Source organism: Rhodococcus sp. 21391 (assembly GCF_016772255.1).
GTDB lineage: Bacteria > Actinomycetota > Actinomycetes > Mycobacteriales > Mycobacteriaceae > Rhodococcus_F > Rhodococcus_F opacus.
In genome coordinates, this window is the sequence record NZ_CP063782.1 from 1,518,211 (window position 1) to 1,543,327 (window position 25,117).

At 61.9% G+C, this 25,117-nt stretch carries 21 protein-coding genes; 7 read left to right on the plus strand and 14 right to left on the minus strand.

Going from position 1 to position 25,117, the window contains the following annotated elements; genetic code table 11:
- Nucleotides 1-239 precede the first annotated feature (239 nt).
- From GO592_RS41940 to GO592_RS41955, 6 genes are all read right to left on the minus strand, one after another.
- The gene (locus tag GO592_RS41940) at nucleotides 240-752 is read right to left on the minus strand and encodes a hypothetical protein (protein WP_012686756.1); all 513 of its coding nucleotides are present in this window, start codon (nucleotides 750-752) and stop codon (nucleotides 240-242) included.
- 480 nt (nucleotides 753-1,232) lie between these two features.
- Nucleotides 1,233-2,807 (minus strand): pentapeptide repeat-containing protein, encoded by a 1,575-nt coding sequence (locus tag GO592_RS41945; protein ID WP_012686755.1) that lies wholly within the window; start codon nucleotides 2,805-2,807, stop codon nucleotides 1,233-1,235.
- 99 nt (nucleotides 2,808-2,906) lie between these two features.
- On the minus strand, nucleotides 2,907-5,261 hold the full coding sequence (locus GO592_RS41950; RefSeq protein ID WP_012686754.1) for an FtsK/SpoIIIE domain-containing protein: 2,355 nt from the start codon (nucleotides 5,259-5,261) through the stop codon (nucleotides 2,907-2,909).
- A gap of 1,839 nt (nucleotides 5,262-7,100) precedes the next feature.
- On the minus strand, nucleotides 7,101-7,226 hold the full coding sequence (locus tag GO592_RS46170; protein WP_268960729.1) for a hypothetical protein: 126 nt from the start codon (nucleotides 7,224-7,226) through the stop codon (nucleotides 7,101-7,103).
- A 6-nt stretch (nucleotides 7,227-7,232) separates the two neighbouring features.
- Complete coding sequence (locus tag GO592_RS46175) at nucleotides 7,233-7,358, minus strand: hypothetical protein (protein ID WP_283236609.1); 126 nt, start codon at nucleotides 7,356-7,358, stop codon at nucleotides 7,233-7,235.
- 4 nt (nucleotides 7,359-7,362) lie between these two features.
- Nucleotides 7,363-7,551, minus strand: a complete 189-nt coding sequence (locus GO592_RS41955) for a hypothetical protein (RefSeq protein ID WP_012686753.1) — start codon at nucleotides 7,549-7,551, stop codon at nucleotides 7,363-7,365.
- Nucleotides 7,552-7,618: 67 nt separating this feature from the next.
- On the opposite strand from GO592_RS41955, the gene GO592_RS41960 reads away from it, so the two are divergent.
- A complete protein-coding gene (locus tag GO592_RS41960; RefSeq protein ID WP_043827368.1) occupies nucleotides 7,619-8,095 on the plus strand; it encodes a hypothetical protein in 477 nt (158 codons plus the stop codon).
- The gene (locus tag GO592_RS41965; RefSeq protein ID WP_012686751.1) at nucleotides 8,092-8,454 is read left to right on the plus strand and encodes a hypothetical protein; all 363 of its coding nucleotides are present in this window, start codon (nucleotides 8,092-8,094) and stop codon (nucleotides 8,452-8,454) included. Before GO592_RS41960 ends, GO592_RS41965 begins: the two co-directional genes overlap by 4 nt.
- A 184-nt stretch (nucleotides 8,455-8,638) precedes the next feature.
- On the opposite strand, the gene GO592_RS41970 is transcribed toward GO592_RS41965, so the two are convergent.
- The 7 genes from GO592_RS41970 to GO592_RS42000 form a co-directional block, all read right to left on the minus strand.
- Nucleotides 8,639-10,291, minus strand: a complete 1,653-nt coding sequence (locus GO592_RS41970) for a M23 family metallopeptidase (protein WP_012686750.1) — start codon at nucleotides 10,289-10,291, stop codon at nucleotides 8,639-8,641.
- Nucleotides 10,291-12,570: a hypothetical protein gene (locus tag GO592_RS41975; RefSeq protein WP_012686749.1), complete on the minus strand. Its 2,280-nt coding sequence runs from the start codon at nucleotides 12,568-12,570 to the stop codon at nucleotides 10,291-10,293. Before GO592_RS41975 ends, GO592_RS41970 begins: the two co-directional genes overlap by 1 nt.
- Nucleotides 12,567-15,077, minus strand: coding sequence for an ATP-binding protein (locus GO592_RS41980; protein WP_012686748.1), 2,511 nt, complete (start codon nucleotides 15,075-15,077; stop codon nucleotides 12,567-12,569). The genes GO592_RS41975 and GO592_RS41980 overlap by 4 nt, the downstream gene beginning before the upstream one ends.
- Before the next feature lie 14 nt (nucleotides 15,078-15,091).
- Entirely contained in the window at nucleotides 15,092-15,712 is a 621-nt protein-coding gene (locus tag GO592_RS41985; RefSeq protein ID WP_012686747.1) for a hypothetical protein, read from the minus strand.
- Between the two features lie 160 nt (nucleotides 15,713-15,872).
- The gene (locus GO592_RS41990; protein WP_012686746.1) at nucleotides 15,873-16,199 is read right to left on the minus strand and encodes a hypothetical protein; all 327 of its coding nucleotides are present in this window, start codon (nucleotides 16,197-16,199) and stop codon (nucleotides 15,873-15,875) included.
- Nucleotides 16,200-16,205: 6 nt separating this feature from the next.
- Nucleotides 16,206-17,387, minus strand: coding sequence for a conjugal transfer protein (locus tag GO592_RS41995; RefSeq protein ID WP_012686745.1), 1,182 nt, complete (start codon nucleotides 17,385-17,387; stop codon nucleotides 16,206-16,208).
- Entirely contained in the window at nucleotides 17,384-17,647 is a 264-nt protein-coding gene (locus GO592_RS42000; protein WP_012686744.1) for a hypothetical protein, read from the minus strand. Before GO592_RS42000 ends, GO592_RS41995 begins: the two co-directional genes overlap by 4 nt.
- Nucleotides 17,648-17,982: 335 nt before the next feature.
- Between GO592_RS42000 and GO592_RS42005 the strand changes: the two genes are divergently transcribed.
- The 4 genes from GO592_RS42005 to GO592_RS42020 all read left to right on the plus strand — a co-directional run bounded on the left by GO592_RS42005 (nucleotide 17,983) and on the right by GO592_RS42020 (nucleotide 21,688).
- Nucleotides 17,983-18,819 (plus strand): sigma-70 family RNA polymerase sigma factor, encoded by an 837-nt coding sequence (locus tag GO592_RS42005; protein WP_012686743.1) that lies wholly within the window; start codon nucleotides 17,983-17,985, stop codon nucleotides 18,817-18,819.
- Entirely contained in the window at nucleotides 18,819-19,082 is a 264-nt protein-coding gene (locus tag GO592_RS42010) for a hypothetical protein (protein ID WP_012686742.1), read from the plus strand. The genes GO592_RS42005 and GO592_RS42010 overlap by 1 nt, the downstream gene beginning before the upstream one ends.
- Before the next feature lie 16 nt (nucleotides 19,083-19,098).
- Nucleotides 19,099-21,156, plus strand: coding sequence for a cutinase family protein (locus tag GO592_RS42015; RefSeq protein ID WP_012686741.1), 2,058 nt, complete (start codon nucleotides 19,099-19,101; stop codon nucleotides 21,154-21,156).
- A gap of 181 nt (nucleotides 21,157-21,337) precedes the next feature.
- Nucleotides 21,338-21,688, plus strand: a complete 351-nt coding sequence (locus GO592_RS42020) for a hypothetical protein (RefSeq protein WP_043827246.1) — start codon at nucleotides 21,338-21,340, stop codon at nucleotides 21,686-21,688.
- A gap of 1,161 nt (nucleotides 21,689-22,849) precedes the next feature.
- On the opposite strand, the gene GO592_RS42025 is transcribed toward GO592_RS42020, so the two are convergent.
- The gene (locus GO592_RS42025) at nucleotides 22,850-23,239 is read right to left on the minus strand and encodes a hypothetical protein (protein ID WP_043827244.1); all 390 of its coding nucleotides are present in this window, start codon (nucleotides 23,237-23,239) and stop codon (nucleotides 22,850-22,852) included.
- 697 nt (nucleotides 23,240-23,936) lie between these two features.
- On the opposite strand from GO592_RS42025, the gene GO592_RS42030 reads away from it, so the two are divergent.
- Nucleotides 23,937-24,605, plus strand: a complete 669-nt coding sequence (locus tag GO592_RS42030) for a hypothetical protein (protein ID WP_012686738.1) — start codon at nucleotides 23,937-23,939, stop codon at nucleotides 24,603-24,605.
- The last annotated feature ends 512 nt before the right edge of the window (nucleotides 24,606-25,117 follow it).

A 25,117-nucleotide genomic window follows, 5' to 3' on the forward strand; every position in this document is an offset into this window, starting at 1 on the left:
TCGGGGAGAACACGCTGATGCTGCCCGACTGTCCGGTGTACCGACGGCGCGCGACATCCCATAGGGAGGAGACCGCGCGTTGGATCAACAGAGCCACACCCAAGTCCTGATCCGGGAGAGTGCCGGTGGCGCTGACAAACCATTCTGGGCCCGACCGTGACCCGGGCCGCTCGGGTTTGTGCAGATACGTCAGCATCGATCCCGACGAAATCGGAATACGATCGCCACCACCCGGAGGTTCAACCTCGAAGCGGGTGCTCGGGGTTGACTGTGCTCGAGCCGTGCTTCGCAGCGTTGTAGATGAAGGACTCCGACAAGAATCGCTCAGCGCAAAAGAGAAGAAGGCTGGTCAGCGCCTCCACCGACGCCTCGAACTGGTCGTCGGTAAGGCGTACTGCGGCACCCCTCGGGTCGGTGCCGCCCATGAAGACTGTAGCGACGTTGTCCCGCTTCACACCGTGATGTGCGACCTTGAGGCACTTGTCCTTGAACTCACCCGGCGTCCGAGACGACGCGATACCCACCCAGGGGCAATGAGGGTAAGCGACGTGCGCGAAGTACATCCTCAGGAGTGTTTCCGCGGAGTGATGCAGGATCACAACAGCTTCGGACCTGACGTAGCGGACTCGCGCATCCTCGTCCGGCGGCTGCATCGCGCCGAATTCCGCAATGCCCACACGGCGGGCAGAGCCGAACGCAGGCGCTAGGGCCGAGTCGTCACACAGCGTCAGTGACAACGACTCGATACGCATGCGCAAGTACTCAGCGGGATCCCCGGTATAGAAGGTTGCGTTCAGCTCAGAGAACTGTTCTGAGGCCAGCCCTGCGCGTGGTTGTTGTGCAGCGCCATTCTTTCGACTGCGCCGGGACCTTCCCAAGATTCCTTACCGCCTCTGCCCACGCCTCAAAAAGCCATTAGTGGAGTCACGATATCGGAGCACGCCGGAGTCCACGTCGTCGCACGTCTCATCGATTCCTCGCGGCACATCTACCGTTCGAAGCTGCAACCGCCCGTTGCGCGAGCTAAAGGTCAGCGGCCAGGTCACGCGGTATCCCGAAGCCGCGATCGTCCCCTCACTGCAGAGCTGCAAGCAGTTTGTCCAAGCAGATTCTGCAAGCAGTACGTTTGATTCTGCGCGAGGCATCCTCACCCCAGCCGCCCCCCTTGGGAAAAGTGCATCGACTTCCACAACAGGGTTGGGCGGGGCCACGTGTGCCGCGCGAGGATGACGCTAGTCCTGCTCTTCTTCCTCCTCCGCACCATGCGAGTCCATCAAAGCGGGGGGCCAGACGTCCGGCAAAACATTCTGCGGCTTTCTTTTTCTCATCTCGTATGGAATTTGGGCACTCCAGTCAAATTCTACGTTCGCCCACACTTCCGGCCGTTCAAACGATGCGGGGCCGTTGAAAATGGCCCACCCGAAAGTTATGCGTCCGCCAATGAATCTTGCCTCATGAAACGTGGTTCCACTCACGCTATTGAACTCCGTACCACCAAACTTTGCCCTTGTGTCACCGAACGTCGATTTATCAAACGAAGTTTGATCTCCATTGAACTTCGCATACCCGAAGCGCGTCGCTTCTGCGCGAAACTCGGCGGCATTGAAATCAGTGAGTCCGCCCGAAAATTCTGCATTTTTGAACGTCGTATTCTTTCCTCGAAATTTGGCCTGGTCAAATGAGACTGCTTCTCCATCGAACGTTGATCGATCGAACGACGTCATCTCGCTCTCGAAGGTGGCTTCGACGAACCATGTTCTTTTGCTGAGCAGCTTAGCGCCGGTGAACAGCGTGTTTTTACTCTCGAACCGAGCGCTATCGAAGGCTGTATCCTCACCCTCGAACTCGCAATCCGTGAAGTTTGTGATGCCGCCCGTGAACTCGACTCGATCGAATCTGTTGTACCTGCTTCCGAACTTTGCGCCAGAGAATTTGTTATTGGGGCCGTGAAACTTCGCATCGTCAAATATTGTGAGGCCGCTGCAGAATCGAGCCTCACCGAAAGTGGCTGAAGCCGTGAAAGTCGCATGCTCAAATCGGGCAGATGCTCCAAGGAACTGTGCGCGTTCGAAGCGAGCAGGTTTGTTGAAAATTGCGTAAGAGAAGTCCGCGTTGTCGAGGTGCGCGCCAGTGAAGTCGAAGTCGAGATCGCTCCAGTTGCCCTTACCATTAGCTTTTAAGTGAGCAGCGATCGTGCGAATGATGCTCTGACGTACTTCTCGGTCGTCCTGGCGGTATTCATAGTGTTCTTCGACGACGCGGTCTGTAAGACTGATGCGGATTATTCTGTTCGTTTGATTCTGACCGCGCCCCTGTGCTTGTGCGTAGGGCGCGCGGACGTAGCTGCACAGGACGTTGATGCAAGCTTGCGCCTCGGACTTATCCCCGCGTGCCAGCCAGTCGTTGGCAAGAGCTTCCATTGCGTAGACGCCAGCAGTACGAACGGCGGAGGCCGGGTCCGCGAGTTGGCCGGCGATGGTGGTAAATCTGTCACGCAGACTGCGAGTGACTTCGAGGTCATGAGAGGTTCCGAAGTGTATCTCGGCCTGTTTTCGTGTTTTATTTCCGTTCCTATATACGAGATATCCGGATCCGAGGACAGCAAGGCTCGCGAGGAGGGTGGCCCATGGTTGAGTCAGCAATCCGGGTGTCGGAGATGCCGCTTCGAGGAAGCTCTTCAAGTCTTCGAGTGTGACGGGGATCGTCGGGGACGATGGAATCTCAGCAGGTGGCAGAGGTTCGGCCGGGATCTCCGGCGGAGCTGGAGGCTCGGTCGGCTGCAACTGGGTGAGCAGAATGGGCGGCACAGTTCATTCTCGCCTGGCGCTTCGTCTTATCCGTGGAGGCTGAGCGAGTGTCCAGCCATACTGAGTGCGACGGGCGCGACAGCAGTCGTCGTTGCCAGCTCAGCCCGATACCTGGATGGGTTTGCGAATTGATACGTAGGAGCTGTCAGGTAAGGCGAGGTCGCCGAACTCATCGGTGTCGCTGCGCCAGGTCAGCGAAAGCAATGAGTCTTCGATGATGTCCGGCTCGGGATCGGTGTCTACGACGACCCATTCGTCGATGTCCTCCATCAGCAATAGGTCGCCGAGTGCGACATCGGCGGCGCGAACATCGCGGACCGGCCCGTACTGGTCCTCGTAGGTGTCAGGTGAATCCTCCGGTATGTCGAAGACCTCGGCTCCGCCGTCCGCCGGTATCTCTGGTTCGGTTGCTGCTGACTCTTTGACCAGGGCTAGTCGAGCGCGTGAGGACTCCGCCCGAGCGGCGGAGGATTCACCGAGTTGTGGAGCAGAGAGCTGGTCTAAGAACGAGGCGGCATCGGTGGCGCCGGCGGCTGTCGGGGTGCGGTAGTCGTCGAGCTCTACCGCTGCTTCGTTGGTGGGCTCGGCGCGGCCCCCGAGTAGCCCGAGGAGCGCCGTCGGTGACGCGAGACGCCGATCGGTTTCGTGGGTCATCTTCGCTCTTCTTAGCACCGGATCGAGGTCGGGTCGGTCGGTGGCCAGTACCCATTCGGCTTCGATGTAGTCGAAGTATGTCAGCGGTGCCGGTTCTGACGTGTCGTCGGTGGCGTCGATGTCCGGAAGTTCGTCCGGTGGGACGATCAGCAATCGTGGATGGCGTGTTATCGGGGGTCGGAGGGTGTCGAGCAGATCGGACTCGAAGGTGCCGGCTCGCGTCTTGCGTGGGTCGGGTACGCGGTAGCACTGGATCTCGATGGGCTGATAGTTGTCGGTGACGGTGGTGCCGCGGCCGCGGCACTTGCGGGGCACGCTGGTACCGATCGTCGGTGATTGCCACATCATGAGTGCCCCTTGTGGTGAGAGCCGGCCCATGGAGATGCGCATGGCGAAGTTGTCACGCATGTCGCCGAGGAAGTACTGCGCGTCGGGACGCTGAGTTCCGAAGACTAGATGCACTCGCGAGGTTCGGGCCTTGCGTGCCATCGACGCGAGCATGTTGAGCACCGGCGGCTGTCGGGCGCCACCTTTCGGTTTAACCCTGGAGTACCAATCTTCGACGTTGCCGCGGAACTCGGCCCATTCGTCGAGAAAGACCAGTACTGGTTCGAAGTCCGCTTCTGTCGCCTCGCCGGTAACGATCTTCTGGTAGCGGAACTCCATGAGATCGCGGGCGCGGTGGACCAACGCCACTTGCTGCTCGATGGTTGTAGCGACGACTTGTACGTTGGGCCAGTCCTGGAATCCCAGGAATTCGACGTACTTGCCGTCGAGGACCCAGATCGGCCATCCACGTCGCGAGAAGTTGACCAACAGATTGTGTGCGGTCACGGTCTTACCGCTTCCGGGTGGGCCGATCAGCATCAGGTTCGGGTCGATCGCCGGCCGCCACACAACCTCGTTGCCGTCTTCGTCGATTCCGTACGGAATTTCCACCGAGTCGTAGCTGGCCATGAGGTCGGCACCGGGGTCGAGGTCCGGTGCCGGCAACCAGACACTGTCCGGGAATGCTGTGCGTTGCTCGAATCGAACCCAATCCGTTTCAAGGTTCCACCGTGCTCGCCAGCGACCGGGCAATGTCGCGCTCATTCCTCGTTCGACGCGGGTCCGGTAGCCATCCGATTCCAGTTTCGGACCAAGTTCGTGACGTACTTCCATTGAGGTCACTTCGCCGGTTTCGGCGGCGACGTCGATCACGGTTACGGTCGCGGTCGGGCCCAACAGTTGGGCGATGATCCTCTTCGCGCGCACAACCTGGTCGCTGTCGGAAACTTCTCGTTCCGGCTCGGCAGCGGGCGTGAAGATCAGGCGCCGGCGGGCGGGGTCGTGCTTGTCGAGTTCGAAGAAACCCCACCCTTGATCTTCGAAGACCCCGCAGATATCAGCGAGCCACGTCTCGTCATTCAGTGCCTGTGTGGAGTCGTAGTGCACGGTGAGTTTCCTCGGAAGTCCCGGCCATCCACTGCTCCATTTCGATGTCGACAGCACTGCCCGGGTGGCCTCCGGCAGCCCCACGATCGGACACAGTCTTTCGATCACTTCGTCGACGTCGACATCGCGAAGCTGGTTACGTTTGCCGGCTAATCCGGCGTAGAGGGCAGCGATCGACAAGCTCGCCGCGGCGGGCATCGCGAGGGCGCTGTATCCGAACAGCGGAGCGGCGGCGCTGGCACCGACCGCGGTCGTTCCCAAGCAGAAACTGTCGCGGAGCCAGGTGTGCGGCCGCGGCGGCAAGGAACTGATTCGGGGAGAGCGTGCGAACCGCGCACCACTTTGCTGCGGAGGTGTTGTTGTCATCGCCAGGCCTCGCCGTCACAAGTCGGCGAGGAGATTACGAGCGTGCCGGCACTGACGCCGCGATCGCCTTCCGCTCGCCAATTCGTACTTCCTGATCCTGACTCGGCGTATCCAACTGCCGATCGGTGCCGCGGCAACCTTGCGTTCGCAGATCGCTGATCAGTTCGCATTTCCACGCTGCTCCCTCCTGCGCGAGCGAGCACACAACCTCGCCGCTGATTGATCTCTCCTACTCGGAGGAAGATCCCGGTAAGGGAGCTTGTGTGACACGCGCTGCCAAGTTTCCTGGTCCGTGCTCGCTCCAAATCTGGAAGTTGTGCGCTCATCGCCTCATATCGGAGTCCTCTGGGAGGCGTCCCATCCTCATCCCATTGACCAGACCTTGCGCCACCGCAATGCTGTTACGGCAATCGCCGTGTCCCGACTCAACGAAACCGATGCGGGAACGATCCTGTTCTACGATGCATCAGATTGGCGGCGTGACCTCGTCGCGCGTGGCTTAACCAATCGGATGCACACGGAACGGCGGCCTGTTGTCGCGATCCTCTCGATAAGGCAGCACGCGCTGTCGGAGCGCTGACCAGGGAACTCCGCATCAGATTCACTACACCGGGCATCAGATTGACCGACGCCGGCATCAGATTCGCCGAGTCGGCATCAGATTCGCCGAGTCGGCATCATCAGATGCACTGAGTCAGGACAAATCCTGTCCTGACTCAATGAATCTGGCGGACCTGACCAGCGGTTCGCCAGGCTCGGTGCGTCGTTGCCTTGATGAGCGACTCATTGAATTTGGCGAGTACGGAAATAAGTATGGAGATGAAGGTTTCGCCGATTCGCAGCTACACCAGGTGATACTGGGTGATCTCGCCCGGCCAACTCTCCCAGCTCCACTGAGCCGTCCGCCAGATAGCCGACACGACTCGCCAGATTCAGTGATCCTCCGCCACCTTCATTGAGCCAGTGTCGGTTCTTGAGCGATCTGGCGGTGGCGCCCTGCCGTGAGCTGCGGTGCGCCACTTGTCGCGGTCATGTCGTCATCAACCCCTTCTCACGCGATCTGGCGGATTCTGGGGACAGAGGCACCCGAATCGGCGCGACTGCAACACGTGGAACTGCGGTTCCACCGCTTCCGCCACTTCGGATGAGGAGCCTCGCCACATGTGTGAGAACTCCCGCCAGATCAGCTGAGAACCGATAGGAACGACCTCACCGGCCGTTCCAGTTCGTCGACCACCTCCCGGCAACCACCGCCACGGCACCCGACGCTCCACCCCGGACCCGGAGACGAACACCGCCTCGAACTCGTCATCGGCACGGCTCAACTGCGCAATCTCTCCCAGCACCGAGGCATGCGCCACCCGGGCGAGAAACTGCGCCAACGCCGCGCCACCTATGTGAGAAACGCGCCAGATCGACCGAGAACCGACAGCCAGGACAAATCCCCGATTTACACCACCACCCCTTGACACGTTGGTTACGCTCCGATCAGCGCAACGAAGAGAGCATGGATCGGAGCGAATCCCCCGCGTACGGGAATTATTCCGCTCAGGCAATAACCTCTCTCACGCGTCTTGATCGTTCCTTCAGCCTCGGCTACGTCCCCGTACTGTGGCCCACGCTGCCGATCTCCCTGGTCTCGCACTCCGATCAAGAACCCGTCCCAACACCGTCCCAACACCGTCCCAATGCCGTCCCAACACCGTCCCAATGCCGTCCCAACACCGTCCCAATGCCGTCCCAACATCAAGACTGCTTGACTTACGGGCTTATCCGTGGTGCTCCTCTCAACTAACAGGTCGGCCGTTCACTCCCCGGGAGAGTCGTGAGAAGGGTGTGTCAGTCGATTTCGACACCGAGCTCCTGAGCCTTGGCCGCGCCGAAGCCGACCAACTCGGTGCGGTCAGGACAGTGCGCAATATCCTTCGTCTTCGGCGGCAACGTACTTCGAACGAGCAGTGCCACCGCGCTCTATCGACTGATCATGTCAGGGTGGGCGTCCACAACGATGCGGTAGCCGATGCCGACGAGAACACTGCCGGCGATGCGGACGGTAAGTTGCACCCAGCGCAGATGAGCGCCCCGTTGGTCGGGCACAAGTTCAGCCTGTCCGGCGACGACGAAAGGATTCGGATCGCCCGGACCGCTCGATCCCCACGTGTGCGGTCGCCTCGGTGTCGAAGTAGGGCAGGAAGTCGGGCAGGAACACCGACGCCACATGCGGCTTGGACGCCGAGACGCTGCGGCCGAAGAATTTGCCAACGGTGACTCTCTTAGGGCGCGGAGGCATGCTCGGAGGAGGCTACGTGATCAACGGCACCTGGAATATCTGAACTAGTTCTGATGTAATGGTGTGTATGAGCAAGTCGACTACTACGGCCACATTCTCCGAATTTTTGAGGTCACCCAAGGATGTCCTTGGCGTCCTCGAGGACAGCGGTGAGGTGGTTCTGACTCGCCGGAATGCTCCAGCTCTGCGGTTGACCCAGGAGTCGGCGAGCCGCGCGGAGTTGAGCGCCCTCGGCGTCGTCGGGCAGCTTTTCGCTGCCTCCCTCGATGAGGCGGCGCTCGATCGTGTCGCCACCCGCCTGGCCGTGACACTGCCGTGGATCGGGTTACTCCCTGCGGCCTTGCACGCGGAGTTCGTCGCCGAGTTCCAGGCCACGGCGCGTGCCTGCATCGCTGTGGCCCGCTTCGATCGACTCGCGATCCTGCTCGAAGCATGGAAGGCCACGGCGGAGGCGTACGCCGACCCTCGGTTGACAGCTGATGGCTCCGACTTGGAGTATCTCGATGAACCCGAGGTGGTCGAAGCCCCGGATCTCGGCGCGTGAGCAAGAAGGATGGCCCGGTCCCTCGTCCGATCAAACGTGTCGAATGGCATCTCGTGTTCGCCACGCGTGACGCCGCGAAGGGCTGGACCGATCTGCTGGCGACCGCACGCAACGCCACGGTCGATGCATGGGACACACTCACCCGAGAACCGATAGTGGAGACATCGCGGCTGTATCAGCTCAAGGGCGACTACGCCTACGGGACGTACCAAGGGCGAACCTACGCTCGGTACCAGTACAAGGTGACCGACGGTGGGCGGATCTGGTTCTTCGTCGATCCGGCGCCTAAAGGCGCGAAGAACGCCGGCCGAGTTCTACTCGAGCGATGCGAGCCTGGGCATCCGAAGGAAACCGAGTAAGGCTCAATACGGTCGCTGCGAGCACGCCGAGCGGTGGGGCGCGACCCTGCCCCAAACCGGAGGCCCATTAACGGTCCTGGCCTGCGGGAACCTGTAGGTCAGTGGTGCAGTCGACGTAGGTCGGCGTGGGCGGTGGGTGGCATTTGCGCACGATCTCGGTGTGGCAATAACGTCCTGGCGGGTGTCAGGCTGTCAACTTCTTCATGTGCTCACGCACGGCCGGCACGTATGCCTGGGTCTGGCCGAATGGCGGAATCCCGCCGTAAGTGACGACGGCACCCTCCCCGCCGTTGTAGGCGGCGATGATCAGATCGGTGAAGTCGCCCTTGACGGCTCCACTGTCGTGATGCGGTCGAAGGTAGTCGGCGATGTGGCAGAGATAGCGCCCTTCCGAGGCGATCGCGTCATACGGATTGAACGGGTCGGCAGCGTTCGGTGGTTCCGCTTTTCCGCTTCGATCTAGACCGGAATCCGTACCGAAAGCCTTCCAGGTCTCCGGCATGAACTGACTCATTCCTTCGGCGCCGCCCTGGTTTACGCCATCGCCCTTGCTGACCGCCTTTTCGTTGAACCCGGACTCTTGTTGAACGATGCCGGCAACCAGAACCGGGCTCACCTCTGGGCACAGAGACCCAGCAGCCGAGACTGCGTTGGTGTATTGCGGCGGGATGCTGCCAGGGGCGAACCTGGTCTGATCACCGACCTCTGGCGGGCACGGCTCCGTGGTGGTCGTACCGCCCGGAGCGCTGCCGTAGTGGGAGTCGGCGGTCGGCATCCCGCCGCCCTCGAGTGTGACGTGTACGTGGTCGAAGTGGTTTGCGGTGTAGCCGTGACGGTCCTCCATCAGCGACCAGTCACCGGTGCCGTCCCAGTAGCGCTGTTGCCAGATCACGTACTCGACGCTGAGGGCCGCTTTGTTCTGTTGGAGGTACAGGGCGATCTTGTCGCCGAGTGCCTTCCCTTGGGCGCTCGCGGAGTCGGGAATCATGATGTCGACCGCGCGCCCGGCGGGGTGGTCCTGGGCGACGTCGTCCGTGGGGCGCCAACCGCCGATGGTAGTGATCTCGGGGAAGGCCGCCGCGATTGTGCGCATGACGCGGATCGAGTCGACCTGCATCTGCGCTTCGCTGCCTTTGTCGGCGGGCAGCGGTGGCAGATCTCCACCGGTGGAATCGGTATGTGCGACCAGCTCTGCTGGTCCTCGAGTGGGCGAGATGGTTCCTTGTTGTTTGAGCCACGGAATGGGATCTACTCCCCCGCCCAGTGACCAGCCTCCGGGGTAGACGCCGAAGTGAAGATGCGGTCCACTCGACTGTCCTTCGCTGCCCACCTTGCCGATCAGTTGGCCCGCTGTGACCTTGTCTCCGGTGTGGACGAGGACCCCGGACGCCTGCATGTGCCCGTACAGGGATTCGACGATCTGGCCCTCGATGGTGTGCCGGATCCGAATCCAGTGTCCGTAGCCGGCGGCGGGCTCGGCGGCGATGACTTCGCCGTCACCGGCGGCGTAGAACGGGGTGTCCAGTGGTGCTGCGTAGTCCTGGCCGTCGTGCATGCCTGTCTCGCGCATACCGAAGGGTGAGCTGATTGTGTAGGTGCCTTCGGCCATCGGGACCGCGAGGGATCCGGGCTTGAGTCCCATGAGGCTGCCGCCCCCGGCGTCTGGCACAGGTTGACCGCAGTTCGTGTCACTACCGGTCGTCGCGAGGATGACCAGTATCGGAGCCATCATGATGACCATGGCGAAGGCGGGTATTCCGGCGAGCAGCCACCACCACTTTTTCGAGCTGCCTTCCTGTGCGTCCGGGGTCGACGGTGGTGTGTCGAGGAGCGCCATCAGCGAGCTCGGTGAGCCAGTGCGCTCGGCGTGACTACCGGCGCGGATCCGGACTGCGCGGCGGCAGCGAGCAGCTGAGCAGTCTTCGACCCTGCACCGTTGGGGACCCCTGTTTCAGGAGAGGCGGGTCTGGCTGGTCGCGGGGTGCGGCTCGGTGTAGTCGGCAACATCACCGGCGCCCCAGATGTGGTGGTGAATTCGCGGAATCGGCGACCGTCAGGGCTACTGGTCGTGGTGGCCGAGGCGCGGACCTGGCCAGGGTTGGCGACCGGCAACGACGGGGCGACCCCGATGGGGTGCTTGATGCCGGCCTTGTCCGACACCGCCGTTTTCGACAGTCGACTCCGGACAGCGTCGGCAGCAGCGTTCGTAGCCGCGGTTCCACGACTGGTCTGGGCACCGACCGTGCCTGAGGTGGACTTCGGGTAGCTGTCGGGATCGGCGATCGAGTCGACCTTGTTCTTCGCTCGCTTCGCCGTCGAGGAGAGGACCCGTCCGGCAACCAGCACTGCAGCTGCCCCGCCGGTTGCTGCGGTCGACGTGGCTCCGGCTGCGACTTTTCCGGTCGTTGCCGCGGCAGTGCCGGACTTCTTCGCTAGTGCTCCTGCCCCCTTCACCACGGCCTTTCCGCCCTGGTACATGTGGCGTCCGTTGGCGGCCATCGCAGCAATGTCGCGCGCTGTGGTGGGCGTTGAGCGACTAATGGCGGTCGGTGCGACGTTGGGCCGTTTAGTCAGAATTGTTGCCAGGTTGTCCGACATTCGCTTCATTCCCTTGACCGCTCGGCGGAAGAGGAGAAGTGCGGTGACCAGGAAGATGTCGACGAAGAACACCGTGCGGATCAGGTTCGATTCGTCTGCAGCGAAGAGATCCTCGACGACCATGACGTATCCCACGAGGAAGACGATGGCGAAGATCATCTGCAGCAACGCCATTGCGACGTTGGCGATGGTCCGCCAGAACTGCCCGCGCATCGAGGGTGCGATGGCGAGGACGACTCCTGGTATCGATTTGATGGCATTGCCGATCGAGACACCTGCGGCGATGATCAATCGGCCGGCGAGGTAGATCGCGAAGGCCATGAGGAGTGCGCCGGCGAAGATCAGGAAAAACAGGCCCATCGCTTGTCCGGGACCGGGGTTGTCGGCATAGGCCTTCATCGGCCCGTCCTCCCCCTCACATTTGGCGATGGCATCTTTGACGCGGTCTTCCGGTTTCGCGTCGGGATTGATCAGGTCAAGGGCTACGCCTGCCCCAGGGGCGATCTCGGAGACGACGTCCTGCGCTTTGTCTGCGAGTCCTGGCTCCTTGGGCTTCGCGAGGTACGCGGCGTCGAACTCTTTGACGCATTTCCCGTTGTTTTCCGGGGCATCGAGAACGACTCCGAAGTTGATCAGTTGCGTTGGTTGGCGGATGAACGTGTCGATGAGTTTCGATTCGATCGTTTCGATCTCGGTCTGCGGGTTTCCGCTGGTATCACCGCCGTTGGCGAGCCCGGAGGCGACTTCCAGGCCGGCATCTCGCGCCGACAGCACCAGTCCGTTGTCCCCGAGGACGCGATCGACCGGGTTCGAGAGAACGCCCGCGGCCGCGGCCGCGATGACGCAGGACATGAGGAGCTCGTAGATTCCGGTGGAGAATCGGCCGCGGATGATCCAGATGGCGACGCTGAGTCCGGCGACTGTGAGCATCAGCGGGGTCAGCGCGAACTGGTCGGTGATGGTGGTGACCGAGTCGGCGATGGTGCGCACGGGTGTGAGGATCAGGTCGAGCCATTCGAACGAGAGCACCCAGGTGATGAACCAGATGGCCGTTGCCATCAGGAAGCGGAAGACCTCGTATTCGAGGGTGATGATGTACGCCCAGATCATGCGCCAGCCGCCGCCCACTGAGGCGTTGCCTTTGTCGATGGACAGGAAATAGCTCCACGCGTCGATGCCGTGCGAATCTTTCAGATTCATCCAGGCGAAGAACGGGCTCGCACCGCCGCCGCCGGCGGGATCGGCGAGAGCCGGGGTGGCCACGATCATCAAGAGGGCGCCGGCCGCGTGCCAGCCGGCGATGAGGCGGATGAGTAGCCGGCTCCACCAGCGTGCCCACAGCCAGCGGGTTACTGGACGGGTCAGGTGTATCAGTGCGGTCAGCCAGGATTGCGGAATCCATGCGGTGACAAGCCACAGCAGTGAGCGTTTGGCCGCGGCGCGGACACTGAAATACTCCCGGGGTTCGGGGCCGCCGACCACCTCCCGTTCACGGGAGGACGCCGCGGCCGCGGTCATGCTTTCACCAGCTTGTTGTCCTTCGGAGTGGTCGACACTGCAATTCGGCGAGACTCGGTTGCAGGCAGCAGCGTCTTGATACGGCCGACGTTTCCGCTGCCATCGCGCATGTAACCTTCACCGCGGCGGTGAGGTTCGACGTACTTGTCTTTTCCGGTTACCGGAGCTGTCTGCTCCATGTATTGCTTGACCAGTCCGTAGTCGTCCGGGTCGAGGCCAAGCCATTCAATGGCGCGCTTGGCGAGGGTTTCGTCTGTATGACGGTGCGCGATGCGGGTCTTGATCAGTCCGCGCAGCTTCGGGGTGCCGAACGCGCAGTCCTGGTCGCCGAGTCCCACGGCGGCCGAGGACTTGCGGCCCTGCAGCACGAAGTCCTCGACGATGTCGACTCCGTCGTCGGCGCCCAGGAGGTGGTGTGCCTCGTCGACGAGGAACAACGCCATCTGGTCGGGGTCGGCGAAGCACTGTCCGCGGGCGACCTTCGCGATCAGGGTGTACACCGCGTGGCCGAACCGCTTCTCCAGCGGCAGGTTCTCGTAGAGGTGTTGTTTCTCGGTCTGCAGCTGGGTTGGTAAGTCGACCTTGTGGGTGCGGAAAATGATGCCGGGAGCAGTAATGGGCAGCGGGGGTAGATCTTTGCCGAACAGTGCCGCCGCGTAGGTGCGGCGGGCGTAGACGTTCATTGCTTCGCCGAGATCTTGGGCGTGGGCGATCGGGCAAGCACCGGACAGGAGGTGTTCGGTCAGCTCGCCCAAACCCTGGTAGGGGTGCTCTGCGCGGTATTCGGGCTCGATCACTTTTGCCAATGCGATGCCCAGGTCTGAGGAAGGCTGGATCCGGAGCAGTGTCAACAACACGGACTGGGCCATTTCTGCTGCGAGTCCGGCCTCGAAGATCCTCAGTGGATCCATGCTGTATTCGGGTTCGACGAGGTCGACCACGACTGCTTCGGTGACGGCGCGTGCCCAGTTGGCGTACTCGCCGAGATCGCTTTGGTCGATGCCGATGACCTGCCCTCCGCAGTCGACGACCTGGCCGGCGATCACCTTCATGGTGACCGACTTGCCCGATCCGAGCTCACCGGTGACCGCGAAGGATCCGGACTGGTCGCGTAGGGACTTTCCGGCGACGTCGTGGTGAACCACACCGATCCGAGAGGTGGTGATGTTCAGTGCCAACAGCGGACCGCTGCCATCGCCGAGTTCGTTGCGAATGAACGGCATGTACGCCGCGAAATGCGTCGATGTGGTGATCTGCGCGAACTCGCGGACGATCTTCGATGTGGGGACGCCAGGCAACATCGCCCACCACAGGTCTTCCTGGTAGCCGACCGGCGCGACCACCTTGTATTCCTGCTGTTCGAACGCTTTCACCAATGCCTTCGCATCAGCGAGTGCACGCTCCTCGGAATCAGCTCCTACCGCGAACAACGCCGTCCAGGCAACCTCGACCTCATCGCGGTTCGTCTCGAGCAACGAGGTGTATTCGGTCAACGCGGCGGCAGCGAGGTCGAGAACACCTTGGCCGCCGGCCAACTCTCCTTCCCGCTGTTCGTACTGCTCCTTCAGGTTCTCGAGTGCGCGCTTGTTCGCTCGCATGACATCGGCACCGGCGGTTACCTTGAGCCGTACGGCGAAATCGACATCAATATCGCCGAAGTCGTCAGCGAGGGTGAAGAACTCCGAGCCGGGGAAATAGACGCCACCGGCGGGGGTGTCAGCGAGCGCGAGGAGCACTTGGTAGGAGGCCGGGTGGTCGACGATTTCGTACGGCTGGTCGACTTTCAGGACCCGACTGAACGTCGGGACCTTGCCTCGCCAACCCGAAGCCTTCTCTCGATCCGATTGGGCGCCCTCGTCGATCCGGCATGCGGTCAGGGCGGCACCTGACTTTGCTCCTGGCGTCACGGCTGCGTCGGGCAGGTCAGGGTCGACATGCAGTCCGCGCGTCATCGCGTGCTGCCACAGCCACACCATCTGAGCGGGAGTGGCAGGTTGCGGATCGAAGACACCGGGGATGTCGGCCATGATCCGGTTGGCCTGCCGGACACGGGCCCGGATCTCGTCATCGTCAAGTGCGGTCCGCGGCAGCCCGATGTAGTCGGAGAGTGTGGTCCAGGCCGAATGAGCGGCGGCCTTGACCTGATCGACGACCTTGGGTGTGGTCAGCGGAATGCTCAGCCAGTAGATCCTCTGCCCCGGGCGGTATAGCTCGATCGAGTCGAGAGTCGCTTCGCATTCGGTTGCCCAGTCCGGGTGTGCATCGAGATCGACGCCTTCGGTCATTCGGGAAACGATGGCTTCGGCGCTCAACGATGCTGCGATGCCCATCAACAGTGACTCGCCCGGAAGGGCGCGGACGAGCATCGTGTGCAGGGTACGAGCAGTGCGCTTGTCCACATCGGGGCGGTAACCGTAGTCGATGCCCGTGAGCACGTAGTCCGCCCAGACAACGCCGGACTTCGTCCACCGGATGTTCGCGGCCATTGACAGTGTCGGCTGTTCCATAGTGGCGGTGCTTTCTACTCGGAGGTGCCTGCAGCAGCCAGAGCGAGGAGTTCCTTGACGCTCGATCGGCCGGCGCGATGGGTGGGCCCGCTTGCCGGTGTGGGCACCGGAGCGGAGGTCTGCGGTCGTGGTGCGACAGGTTCCGCCGATGCGGTTTCGGTGACCTCGGCGGTGGCGATGTGCACGGCCTGCGGGACGACCGTGGCGCTGAGTTCGGCGGCCGTGGGGTCGGCAGTGATGTAGCCACTCGGACGCACGAGGTGGGGTGGCCGGATGGTCACCCGGCGGCCGTTGATCTGGATCTTGGCACCGGCCGGCGCGAAGGCTGCGGCGCAGATTCCCTGTGCCACTGAGGCGGGGCTCCGGCCGGCAAACCGGACTTTGCCGACGACAAAGACGGTGCCCAGTGACCAGAAGGCGAAGAATCCGACGTTCCAGGAAATGCTGTCCCGAAGCCACAGTGGATGCAGGAGCCACAGGAGCGCACCGACGATTGCGCCGCTGACGGCTTGCGGAACGGTGTAGGGACCGAACGGCAGCTTCTTTCCGTCAGGTGTACGCCCGATCAGCTGCGGCACCTTGCGAGCGCGGGTGAAGTTCTTGATGACTTCCCCGGTGGTGCGATCGTCACTCATCGCAGCACCGGCCCACTCGTGACTTCATGCCGGCGAAGCCGCGAACCCGCTTCCGCAGTGCTAGCTACATCGAACATGGGAGCCCTCCTTGTAAGAGGTCGGTGGCGCAACGAGGTCAGTGCTGGCAAGGCATCTTTCAGCCGGTGCGAACGAGCGGAGATCACACGGGAAGGTCTAAGCCGGAAATCGGCTCGGCCACGATGTGCACCACGGCGGGAGCGCTCTCCAACTCCTCACCTGTCGAGTCCTTCAGGACGTCCATGTTGAAGACGACCCACAGTGCTGCACCGCCGATGAGCGCGGAAGTGATGAGCCGGGCAACTGTGAATGAGGCCATCAGATTCTTGAGAAGGAAGAACAAAACGAGGCAGCCGGCGGCCGACTGGAGGAGCAGCTTGCCGTTGCTGGTGAACTCCTGCGCCTTGTCGAAAAGCCCTGCGGCGAGGACCGCGTTGTTGGGATCGGTGGTTGCGAGCGCAATGGACATGATGGGTTACCTTCCGGATGAATGAGGATCGGTTCCTGACGGGGAAAAAAGCGGCACGTCGCCGGCAGTCGGCACCGAAAGTGCGGGGGTCTGTCCTGAATCAGGCGATGCGGACTCCGGGGCACCGGCACTTGGTGTGGTCGAGCTCGGTGCGGTCGTTGACGAGGATGGTGTTCGGGGTGCCGCCGGCGGGTACAACGGCGTTGCGTCAATTGCGCTGACCTCCCACCGGCCGCCGCGGGAGGTCATCGTCAGCGCGTACTGCCCACTGACCGAATCGACCTCGGCGACTTTCTGCGCTGCCGTCACCAGGAGGCGCACAACATCACCGTCAGGCAGCGGTGCCGATGCACTGGCAGCACTCAGGTCTTCCGACGAATAGACATCGGTGATTGCCACTCTGCGATACGGCGCCGGAACAATCGGGGCGATCGAAACCCCCGGCGTGAGATAGCGCGCTACTTCCCCGTTGCCGGTCAACATCGCGGACAGGAACTCGTGCGCGGACGTGGCGATGGGATGGTTGGCGACCCGGTACTTGTAGCCGAGCTTGACGTCGATCGAGGTCGACGGTTCAGCTACTTCGGCGGGGAGTGCGGCGGCCCTCACGCCCGCTTCGGTGACCACAACCGGCACCTGAAAGTAGCGACGAACTGTGGCCGCATTCGCGTCCGAGGCGGCTCGAACTGACACCGAGATCGTCACCGCGTATGTCCGTGACTTCTGCTCGTAGTCGATCGACGCGACGGCCGGATCAGTCGCGGCAAACAACGGCGCGGTCGGAAGGCTGGGGCTTCCCGAGACGAAATGATCGAGTTCTTGTTCATTCCCACGCGATGCCTGGAGCCAGGCAACGACGAACTGCCGAGCAAGATCTTCGGCTTTCGCTTGACCGATTGTGTCGACGTCTGCGGTGTCCTTGGTGGCGTTGTCGGTGAGGTTCGGGGTGGGCGAGGATCCGAAGACGACGAGGATCAGGGCAACTATTCCGGCGCCGAGTGCGGCAAGGATTCCTGCCTTGAGAAGTCGGGTGGTCCACACCTGCCGAAGGCCCCACTGTGCACGCACCGCGCGCGCCAACTCCTCGGCTTCGGCGACAACGGAGTCGACGCTATTTTCAGTCGCGGGATCGGTCTTGCTCTTGGGGCTGCGGCCGAAGTTGTTGATTTTCGCGAGGTCGATTTTCATCGGATGCCGGCTTCTGTCGTCGGGTCGGACGTTCTGCAATCGGGGACGGAATCCGCGATGTCGAATGCGGACGCCCGCGACAGCGCGGCGCGCGCGGCTGGCGCTTCGACGAACACCAACAGCCACAGCGAAGTGTTCGCCTCTTCATCGAGAGGGTTCACCGCCAGGGCTGCCGCGACTCGACGGATCTCCTCGGTGACGGCGTGCACGTAGCCGAGATCGTGCAGCTGGGCTTGCAGCGAGTTGTCGAGCTCGTGCATCCGGTCCTCCTGGCGACTGGGGTGTGGAAGAGCGCCACACAGAAAAAGTGGGCTTCTACTTGGAGGAAGATCCGGGTCCGGGGGCTTGAGTGACATCGTTCGCGAAACTTTCTTGAAGTTTTTCTGCAGTCACCAAGGGGTTATTGCCTCAGCCGAAAGAGCGCACGTGAGGGGCACTCCCTGGCCCACCGCCGCACAGCCGGAACCTTCACGGCAACAACGCCCTGGCAATAACGACAGCCCCTCCGGCAACAACAAACACGCAGGTCAGAGGCAATATCCGGTTGCTGTACTGGGCGCGAGACCACCTCGCCCGCGCCCAGAGGAGACCGATCGTGGAAACGTCCACCCACGCACCCACCGCCATCACAGCGTCATCGGCAACGCCGGTTCGCAGCACCGCGCAGAGCAATCTGTACAGCCGCTTGAACACCGAGTGGATGTACCTCTGCGCTCGCCCCGCCGCCGAAGTCTTGACGTGGTCGGTGAGCCGGGCCGCGCTCCGTGACGTCGCGGATCTCAACGATCTCGCCGCGGCGCACCGCCGAGATCGTGATGGTGTGCTTCTGGCGCTGCTGAGACTGCATCAGGAAGGAAGCGCCCTTGCCGGGCGAGCGCTACTGCAGCTGATGCTCGGCAAGCTCATCTCCCTGACGCGCCACGCACGGGTCAGTGGGCACGATCGGTATTACGCGTGCGATGAGAGAGCGGCCTCCACTGTGGCCACGTTTATGTCACTGATCGCCACCTACAGGCCCTCCGGTGAGAACGTCTACGCGGCGCTCTTCCTGCACACGCTGAAGAAGATCACGTGCGAGGAAACCTTCACCCAGGAGATCCCCGCCTCCGATGTCATGGACGAGTCCGACAGTGCTGAGAACGAGCCGGAAGCGGATATCTCTGCTCCGGCTCTGCTCTCCTGGGCGGTCGAAAAGAAGGTCATCAACGACCTCGATCGCACCCTGATTCAGCGGGCATACCTCGAGCAGACCGATTGCGACCTGGCCGTGATTGCCGCGGAGATTGGGATGACTCCGGCAGCGCTTCGCCAGCGGCTCTACCGCGCGGTCACACGCATTCGCAAAAGTGTCGTCGCCTCCAACCCGCCGACTCCTCGACCCCGGTTTGCACGTGGTCGTCGTCGGACTGCAACGACTACTGCGGTGATCTGATGATCCGTAGTCTCGCGCCTCTGTTCACCGTCATGGTCTTCATCGCGGCGGCGTTTCTTCTGACCGAAACGTCCTTGCTCCTCGAAGCGACGCGAGGATTCGATGCTGCACTCACCCGCCCCGCAATCGCTCGTCCCGGACTGCTCGCCGAGTCCTCGCATGTGATGAGCAGAGTCGCTCTCACTGTCGCTGACTTTCTGCCCCGCGACATCACCACTCATATCGACAGCGGTCGGGTCATCGTGCCGGCGCTGTATCGCTGACGAAGAGAGAACACTCATGACAAACCTTCACGCACCATCATCTGAGGACGGTCGCGCCAACGACAGCGGCCGGGTTGCCCTGCTCGTCGCCTCCTTGCTCGCTGCACTCCTCGCCTCGCTCATCGCGGTTGTGTCGCCAAGTCAGGCCGGGGCGGCGCCGGCATCATCGGGCTGCCCGGCAGTGGAAGTGGTGATGATGCCGGGAACGTTCGAGACGGACTCGACCGCCAATCCCGACGTCGCGAAGGGTCTGCTCAAGCAGGTCACCGATCCTCTTTCCCAGCTGTTCGGTAGCTCCATCAAGATCACCTATCCGGCGTACGAAGCGTCCGCCTTCAACAAGGGCAAGACCTATGGCATCAGTAAGGCATCTGGCATCGCGGCCGGCGCGCGCGTGATGCAGACTCGTGCAACGCAATGCCCGAACACTCTGTTCGCACTCGGCGGCTACAGCCAGGGTGCGGACGTGGCCGGCGACTTGGCGTGGTTGATCGGCCACGACAAGGGTCCGATCCCGGCAGAGAAGTTGATCGCTGTCGGTCTTGTTGCTGACCCACGGCAGAGTTCGAATGGCGACAACACTCTCGTCGGTCCTCCCGTCGACGGTGTTGGGATCGCGGGGGCCAGGCCGGGCGGGTTCGGAAAGACTGCTGCAGTCACGCGTTCGTACTGCGCCCCCGACGACCTCTACTGCTCGACCAACGCCGGCAAGGATGGATTGCTCGCCGGACTTGGACGGGTGCTTGCGCAGCCTCCGACTGCTTCCGGTCCGCAGCAGAGCGATGGATTTCAGCCCACCACCGCGGGTCTGCAGAACGCCTTGGTGTCCGACTACTCGAAGGTCGATCTTCCGGGATTGGCCGGCAACATCGAGACCCTCCAGCAACAGCTGCAGTCCGGCGCTCCGGACCTGAAGAGCATGGAATCGGCGGCGACAGATGTTGCCAACACCCTTGTTCCGGTGGTCGATACGACCAGCTGGGTTACCCAGAATCCGGCTGTGGAACAGACGCTCAAGACCGCGGACGCGTCGACTCCCGAATACGCCGCCGGCCAGCTCGTCGACAAGGTCAAAGGCATCGACCTTACGAGTGCATTTCAGGCCGCGGACACCATCGCGCGGACGGTTCAGAATGCCTCCACGCCGGATCAGGTGCAGCAGCTGCAGACATCGGTGGATACCTTGTCCACTCAGGTCTCCCCCTTGGCCGCTACTCCGGCTGATGGTCTGTCACTCGCGGCGGACGCACTTTCGATCATCAAGCCGAGCGTGCTCATCAACCAGGTCACGCACATCGGGACGAACGCATTCGACCTCGCCAACAACATCCCTGCAGTCCTCGACATCGTGTTCAACCGGATCCCGCACATTGTTCTCGATCCGGGTCTCGATCCGATGGCCAAGGTCAAGGCTGTCCACGCCGAATTCGACCGGATCAATGTCCTGTTCGAGCCACTCATCACGCTCGCCGCCGGGCTCGACTACAAGACCGCGGCGGCCCTGATCGCGATGATTCCCGACCCATCCGGCGCCGCACAGATCATCTCGATGATCGTCGGCGTCGTCGGGAATCTCGACATCATTGGTCTGGCGAACACCGCTGGCGAACTCCAAAAACAGCTCTGGCACGCCATCGAAACCGGCGACATCATCGGAGCCGGCCTCGGCGCACTCCCCCACATCCTCGACTTCGCGAAGATCGCGGTGGGCACACTCAGCGGTGGCCAGAAGACCGACGCGTCCAAGCTCGGTTCGGTGTCGGCGTCCACGACGACCGGACAGCAGATCATGCAGCAGTCACAGGCTGGGGACCTTGGAAAGCTCGCCTCGAGCCTCACCGCCCTGGCAGGCTCTGACGGTGCAAACGCCCTTTCCCAGATCGGTGCTGAAGGGGTGAAGTTCGCCTCATTCATCGGGTCCGGAACTCACCAGAACTACGGGGAGCTCGTCGTCGATTCATCAGGCACTACGGCCCTGCAGGACATGACCAACCACTTCCGCGATCCGATCGCCAAGGCCGTGGCCAAAATCGGTCGTACATCGAATGGAGGTTGGTTCGATGCCGGTCGGTGAGCCCAGACACTCCGAGCCGACCGCCCGCACCGAACAGTATTGCCAGAAAAGGGTCCCACCGGCCGGGGTCCTTTTCGCGGTGGGACAGACGGAAGACCCGACGTTTCCCATACGCCTCACGTATCCGGCCATCCGGGGCAAGACCTGTTGTATCCGGCGCGCCCACTGCCAGACTGAGTAGATGGGCGACTCCGCCGTCAACGTGAAGCAGCTGGACCTCTCGAACCTCGTCTCCGCTCGGCTCAGGCAGCTCGGCGATAAATACCAGGCCGCGTCACACCTCGTTTCGTCCGCAGGTTTCCAGGTCGGCTTCGTCCGGCTCGCGGGCGGGATGGCCGAATGGTCGCGCGAGCGGGACGGCCACAGGCAAATGCAGGAGCGCCTCTCGAATGAACAGTTCAACATCCTGATGTTGGCACCGGTCGACTACGCCTCACGTACAGCGATGACATGTCTGGACCTCTGTGCTGCAGCGGCCTATCGGCTGCGAAAATCTGTCCAATACGACGCTCGGGCAGGGATTCAGATCTAGATCACCTGCGTGAGGCTATGAACAAGGGTGTCGAGCTGCGCGCTGAACAGGGCGGATCGGAGCCTCTCAAGCGGACGCGTGACACCGTCACCCATAGACCGATCTCGGAGTACTCAATCGTCGGCAGCGATCAGCCGACCACCTCGATCGAATTCGATGGACAACGGTACGACGGAATCGCCCCAACCTCTCGTTTCGCTCGATTCGCCGAGACTCAATACGAGGCGTTCGTCCAAGCAGTTCGAGCGGACTTCCCCACTAATCGGGCGACGACGACGGCGTAGTCGGGCACAGAGCATCCGGGCCAGCGGGCACCGAGGCCCCGGGTGGCAAGACCCATCGAGGAGGACGCAGTCACAGGACCGCAACTAGCCTGCACGCCAGGCTCCTCCCCCTTCATCGTTCAAATACCGTGGTCGCGATCTGTTCGTCGTACACGTGACGACGTCAGGGAGCGGTGGCAGCATTCACCAGGTGCGGGACATCGCCGTCATCGACACGAGCACCGGAAGGTACTGGAACATTACCTCTCCGAGTCACAGCGAGCTCACTGCGGACGCGAGTGCGGTACTCGGCCTCCGGACTCGCACGAGGACGCATGGAGGGGCACATCGCTGGCGGATTCCACGGCGACGCGCACACGCAATTGCTCACCCGACTGCTCGCCGAGGTCAACCTCTCCCCCACCTGGCATCAGAGCGCTGATATCAGGAAACTGACAGCTGGCGCTCTAGGGATACCACCGACCCACACACCACTGCGGAACAGACATGCAACCTCTCTGCTGGGGCGTTTCCCTCCGAAACGCCCGCCACAGCGCCGCTCAGATGGCAAAGGCGGCCGCCGCTTGCTTCGACGCGCTCGAACATTTCGCAGCTGCAGGTCGGACTGCCACTGGCGACCCGATGACGAACTGAGCGACAGATGCCCCGACGCGATCTCCAGATCCCACCGCGAATCCCGAATCCTCCGGCGCCTTCGCGGTCGTCACATTGCGGGGTTGTGGGTTTCTTGCGGCCCTATTTCGTTAGCGCGATCGATGGTTTGGCCGCGACCGGGACGACTGTCCACTCACTTCTGGCCGTCCCCGTCGCTGTTGCGCCGATGATTGTTCTCGCGCTCTGGGTAGTAGTCGCAAACAAGAAGTAGGGCTCGTCGGCGCTACTCTGCCGCCTGTGTGCGTTCGTCGTCCCCGAAGAAGTATCCGGTCAGAGCCGCTGTGATCAGATGGGACCGCGACTTCGCGGCGAGATCGACGACGAGTTGATCAATGACGTCGAAGTCGGACTTGAACAGGCGGTATGTCACTTGCGTTTCAGAATCGTCACGTGACGATTTGGGGCGAATGCCACGGGGCGCGAAGAGCCCTCCCCCGATTCGTCCACCGGGGTACAACAGCTCGGGTAGACGCTCATGCGTCGCCTCGATCGCGACAATGAAGATCTGACCGTTGGTCATTCCCGTTTGCTCACGAAGCTGCTCAAGCTTTGCGTGGCACTTTGCCGGAACCCGAACGCTTGACGACTTCCCACCGCCGTCCGCGTCTGCCACCGACCCACGCTCAGGTGGCGCTTCGCGATTCGGTTCAACTTCCACATCATCAGATCCCTCGATGTACTGGGATGCGATGTGTTCGACCGATCGAGCAGCCGGCGATCGAAAGGTCGAAGCCAACGGACGGTGTTCCCCAGTGGCTTGAGGTCGACCATGTTCCTGCGTCACGACGATGTACTCCGATGCTGAACAGGGAGCGAGAGGCACTCGCTCGTACCCAAATGATCTTGATGTGTTTTATACAGCCCGCCCTGGACTACTCGGCTCGGCGGTACATACCGTCAACAGTGCCCTAGGAGCGCACCTTCAACGTGAAACGCGATGTTATATGAACAACATAGACCAACTCATGCCTATACCAAAGAGAGCAGTGCGGACGTACATGCCTCCACAGTTGATTCACATGCATACCCGTCCCAGTGTCGTACCAATATCATCCCAAAATAGCGATGAAACAATTTTCGAGATGTTTCTATGCAATCTTGATAGCCAGCACACGCAATCTTGCCAGTCTCATGGGATGCAGATGGGACGGCCTAGAGATTGGTTCGAACTAATATTGATTGCTTTCCGCTTTCCTATCCTTTCACGTTCGGGATACCTTGTTTGGGAACTGCATCTACCACTTAGAAGAATTCGGGACGATTGCGTAACGATGGGTGACACCCACACCGCATGATGGCATCATGTTCATATGACGGTGCCAAATGGCGAGGGCCTTGAGCTTGGCCTTCCGTGGGTCGAGGATCTGCGCTGGCACCGCGATCAATGTAGGCAGTCTCGCTTCCAATGGAGCGGCAGTGAGGCGCTTCTCGCGGCCACAGAGTTCACCCGCGGCCGCCACGACTTCACCTCCCTGATGGATCTGCGCGAGCTGAACGAGGGCCGGCGCGCTGCCACCGAGTACGCCGCAGTCTGTCAACGCGCGTTCGGCGAGGCAGTCAGGCAAGCCCGACGGGCTATCTGTCCCACCTCCTGGGTGACTGTCGCCGCCGAACTGGACTCGACGGTCGACGACTGCTCGGCCAGCTCACACTTTGCGACCTGGTCAAGCCCTGCAGATAGAACAAATGCCCAGGTGGATCGGGTTCATCGCATCGTCGATGGTCTCTACTTCTCGAACCCTCTGATTCGGGCATGGGAGCTCAAGCAGCTCTGGGACCTGTACAAGGCCGCCGAGAACATCCTCGAAGACACCGTGATCGACCTCGTCGTCGAGCTCGACAGACAGCGACGCGCTCAGGACATCGCCGATGCGATCGGCGTCATCACTATCGCGGGCCTCCACCATCGAATCAGCCTCCAACGAAGCCGGCGCGGCACGGTCGGCGATCCCCGCAGACGACCGAATCAGTACAGGTAGGACACAGTTCTGCGAGCGTTTCACGCATGTGTTCACGCAAGTGATTCCCTATATCTTCACGCGAACGGGACTTCTCACCTTTCACGCTGTCAGGCCTCGCACTCAACGTTCGATCCGCAGAGCCTTCCGGTCGGGTGCCAGCTCGATCTCACGCACTGCACCTAGCGCCCAGTTGCGGTACTCGGTCACGCATCTCATTCGGTTTACCCCCTCGCACTCGGACCCGCAGCGAGGGCACGTATCGGTTCACGTATTACAACCAGTGATGTTGTCCGCATAAGCGACAGGATTAGTTCACGTGCAAGCACCTGCACTGGTCTCCCGCGTCTAATCACGCCCGTGTGCACGTGTTGACACAAGCATGTAGCCACGTTCGGGCCATCGCAGAAGATCACGCATCTGTCCACGTAGTTTGTCCCACTTGACATCCGGCAGTCTGTCCCGCGTTTGTTCATGCTGATGGTCACGCGGTATGACACGCAATGCTTCACGCATGCTCTCACGCGACGTCT

What these genes read in the sequence shown, in the direction of transcription:
- GO592_RS42020 (WP_043827246.1), top strand. Translation starts at nt 21,338, where the DNA reads ATGGGCGACTCCGCCGTCAACGTGAAGCAGCTGGACCTCTCGAACCTC.
- GO592_RS41985 (WP_012686747.1), bottom strand. Translation starts at nt 15,712, where the DNA reads ATGAGTGACGATCGCACCACCGGGGAAGTCATCAAGAACTTCACCCGC.
- GO592_RS42015 (WP_012686741.1), top strand. Translation starts at nt 19,099, where the DNA reads ATGACAAACCTTCACGCACCATCATCTGAGGACGGTCGCGCCAACGAC.
- GO592_RS41995 (WP_012686745.1), bottom strand. Translation starts at nt 17,387, where the DNA reads ATGAAAATCGACCTCGCGAAAATCAACAACTTCGGCCGCAGCCCCAAG.
- GO592_RS41950 (WP_012686754.1), bottom strand. Translation starts at nt 5,261, where the DNA reads ATGACAACAACACCTCCGCAGCAAAGTGGTGCGCGGTTCGCACGCTCT.
- GO592_RS41990 (WP_012686746.1), bottom strand. Translation starts at nt 16,199, where the DNA reads ATGTCCATTGCGCTCGCAACCACCGATCCCAACAACGCGGTCCTCGCC.
- GO592_RS42010 (WP_012686742.1), top strand. Translation starts at nt 18,819, where the DNA reads ATGATCCGTAGTCTCGCGCCTCTGTTCACCGTCATGGTCTTCATCGCG.
- GO592_RS41975 (WP_012686749.1), bottom strand. Translation starts at nt 12,570, where the DNA reads ATGACCGCGGCCGCGGCGTCCTCCCGTGAACGGGAGGTGGTCGGCGGC.
- GO592_RS42030 (WP_012686738.1), top strand. Translation starts at nt 23,937, where the DNA reads ATGACGGTGCCAAATGGCGAGGGCCTTGAGCTTGGCCTTCCGTGGGTC.
- GO592_RS41980 (WP_012686748.1), bottom strand. Translation starts at nt 15,077, where the DNA reads ATGGAACAGCCGACACTGTCAATGGCCGCGAACATCCGGTGGACGAAG.
- GO592_RS41960 (WP_043827368.1), top strand. Translation starts at nt 7,619, where the DNA reads ATGAGCAAGTCGACTACTACGGCCACATTCTCCGAATTTTTGAGGTCA.
- GO592_RS41970 (WP_012686750.1), bottom strand. Translation starts at nt 10,291, where the DNA reads ATGGCGCTCCTCGACACACCACCGTCGACCCCGGACGCACAGGAAGGC.
- GO592_RS41955 (WP_012686753.1), bottom strand. Translation starts at nt 7,551, where the DNA reads ATGCCTCCGCGCCCTAAGAGAGTCACCGTTGGCAAATTCTTCGGCCGC.
- GO592_RS41940 (WP_012686756.1), bottom strand. Translation starts at nt 752, where the DNA reads ATGCGTATCGAGTCGTTGTCACTGACGCTGTGTGACGACTCGGCCCTA.
- GO592_RS42000 (WP_012686744.1), bottom strand. Translation starts at nt 17,647, where the DNA reads ATGCACGAGCTCGACAACTCGCTGCAAGCCCAGCTGCACGATCTCGGC.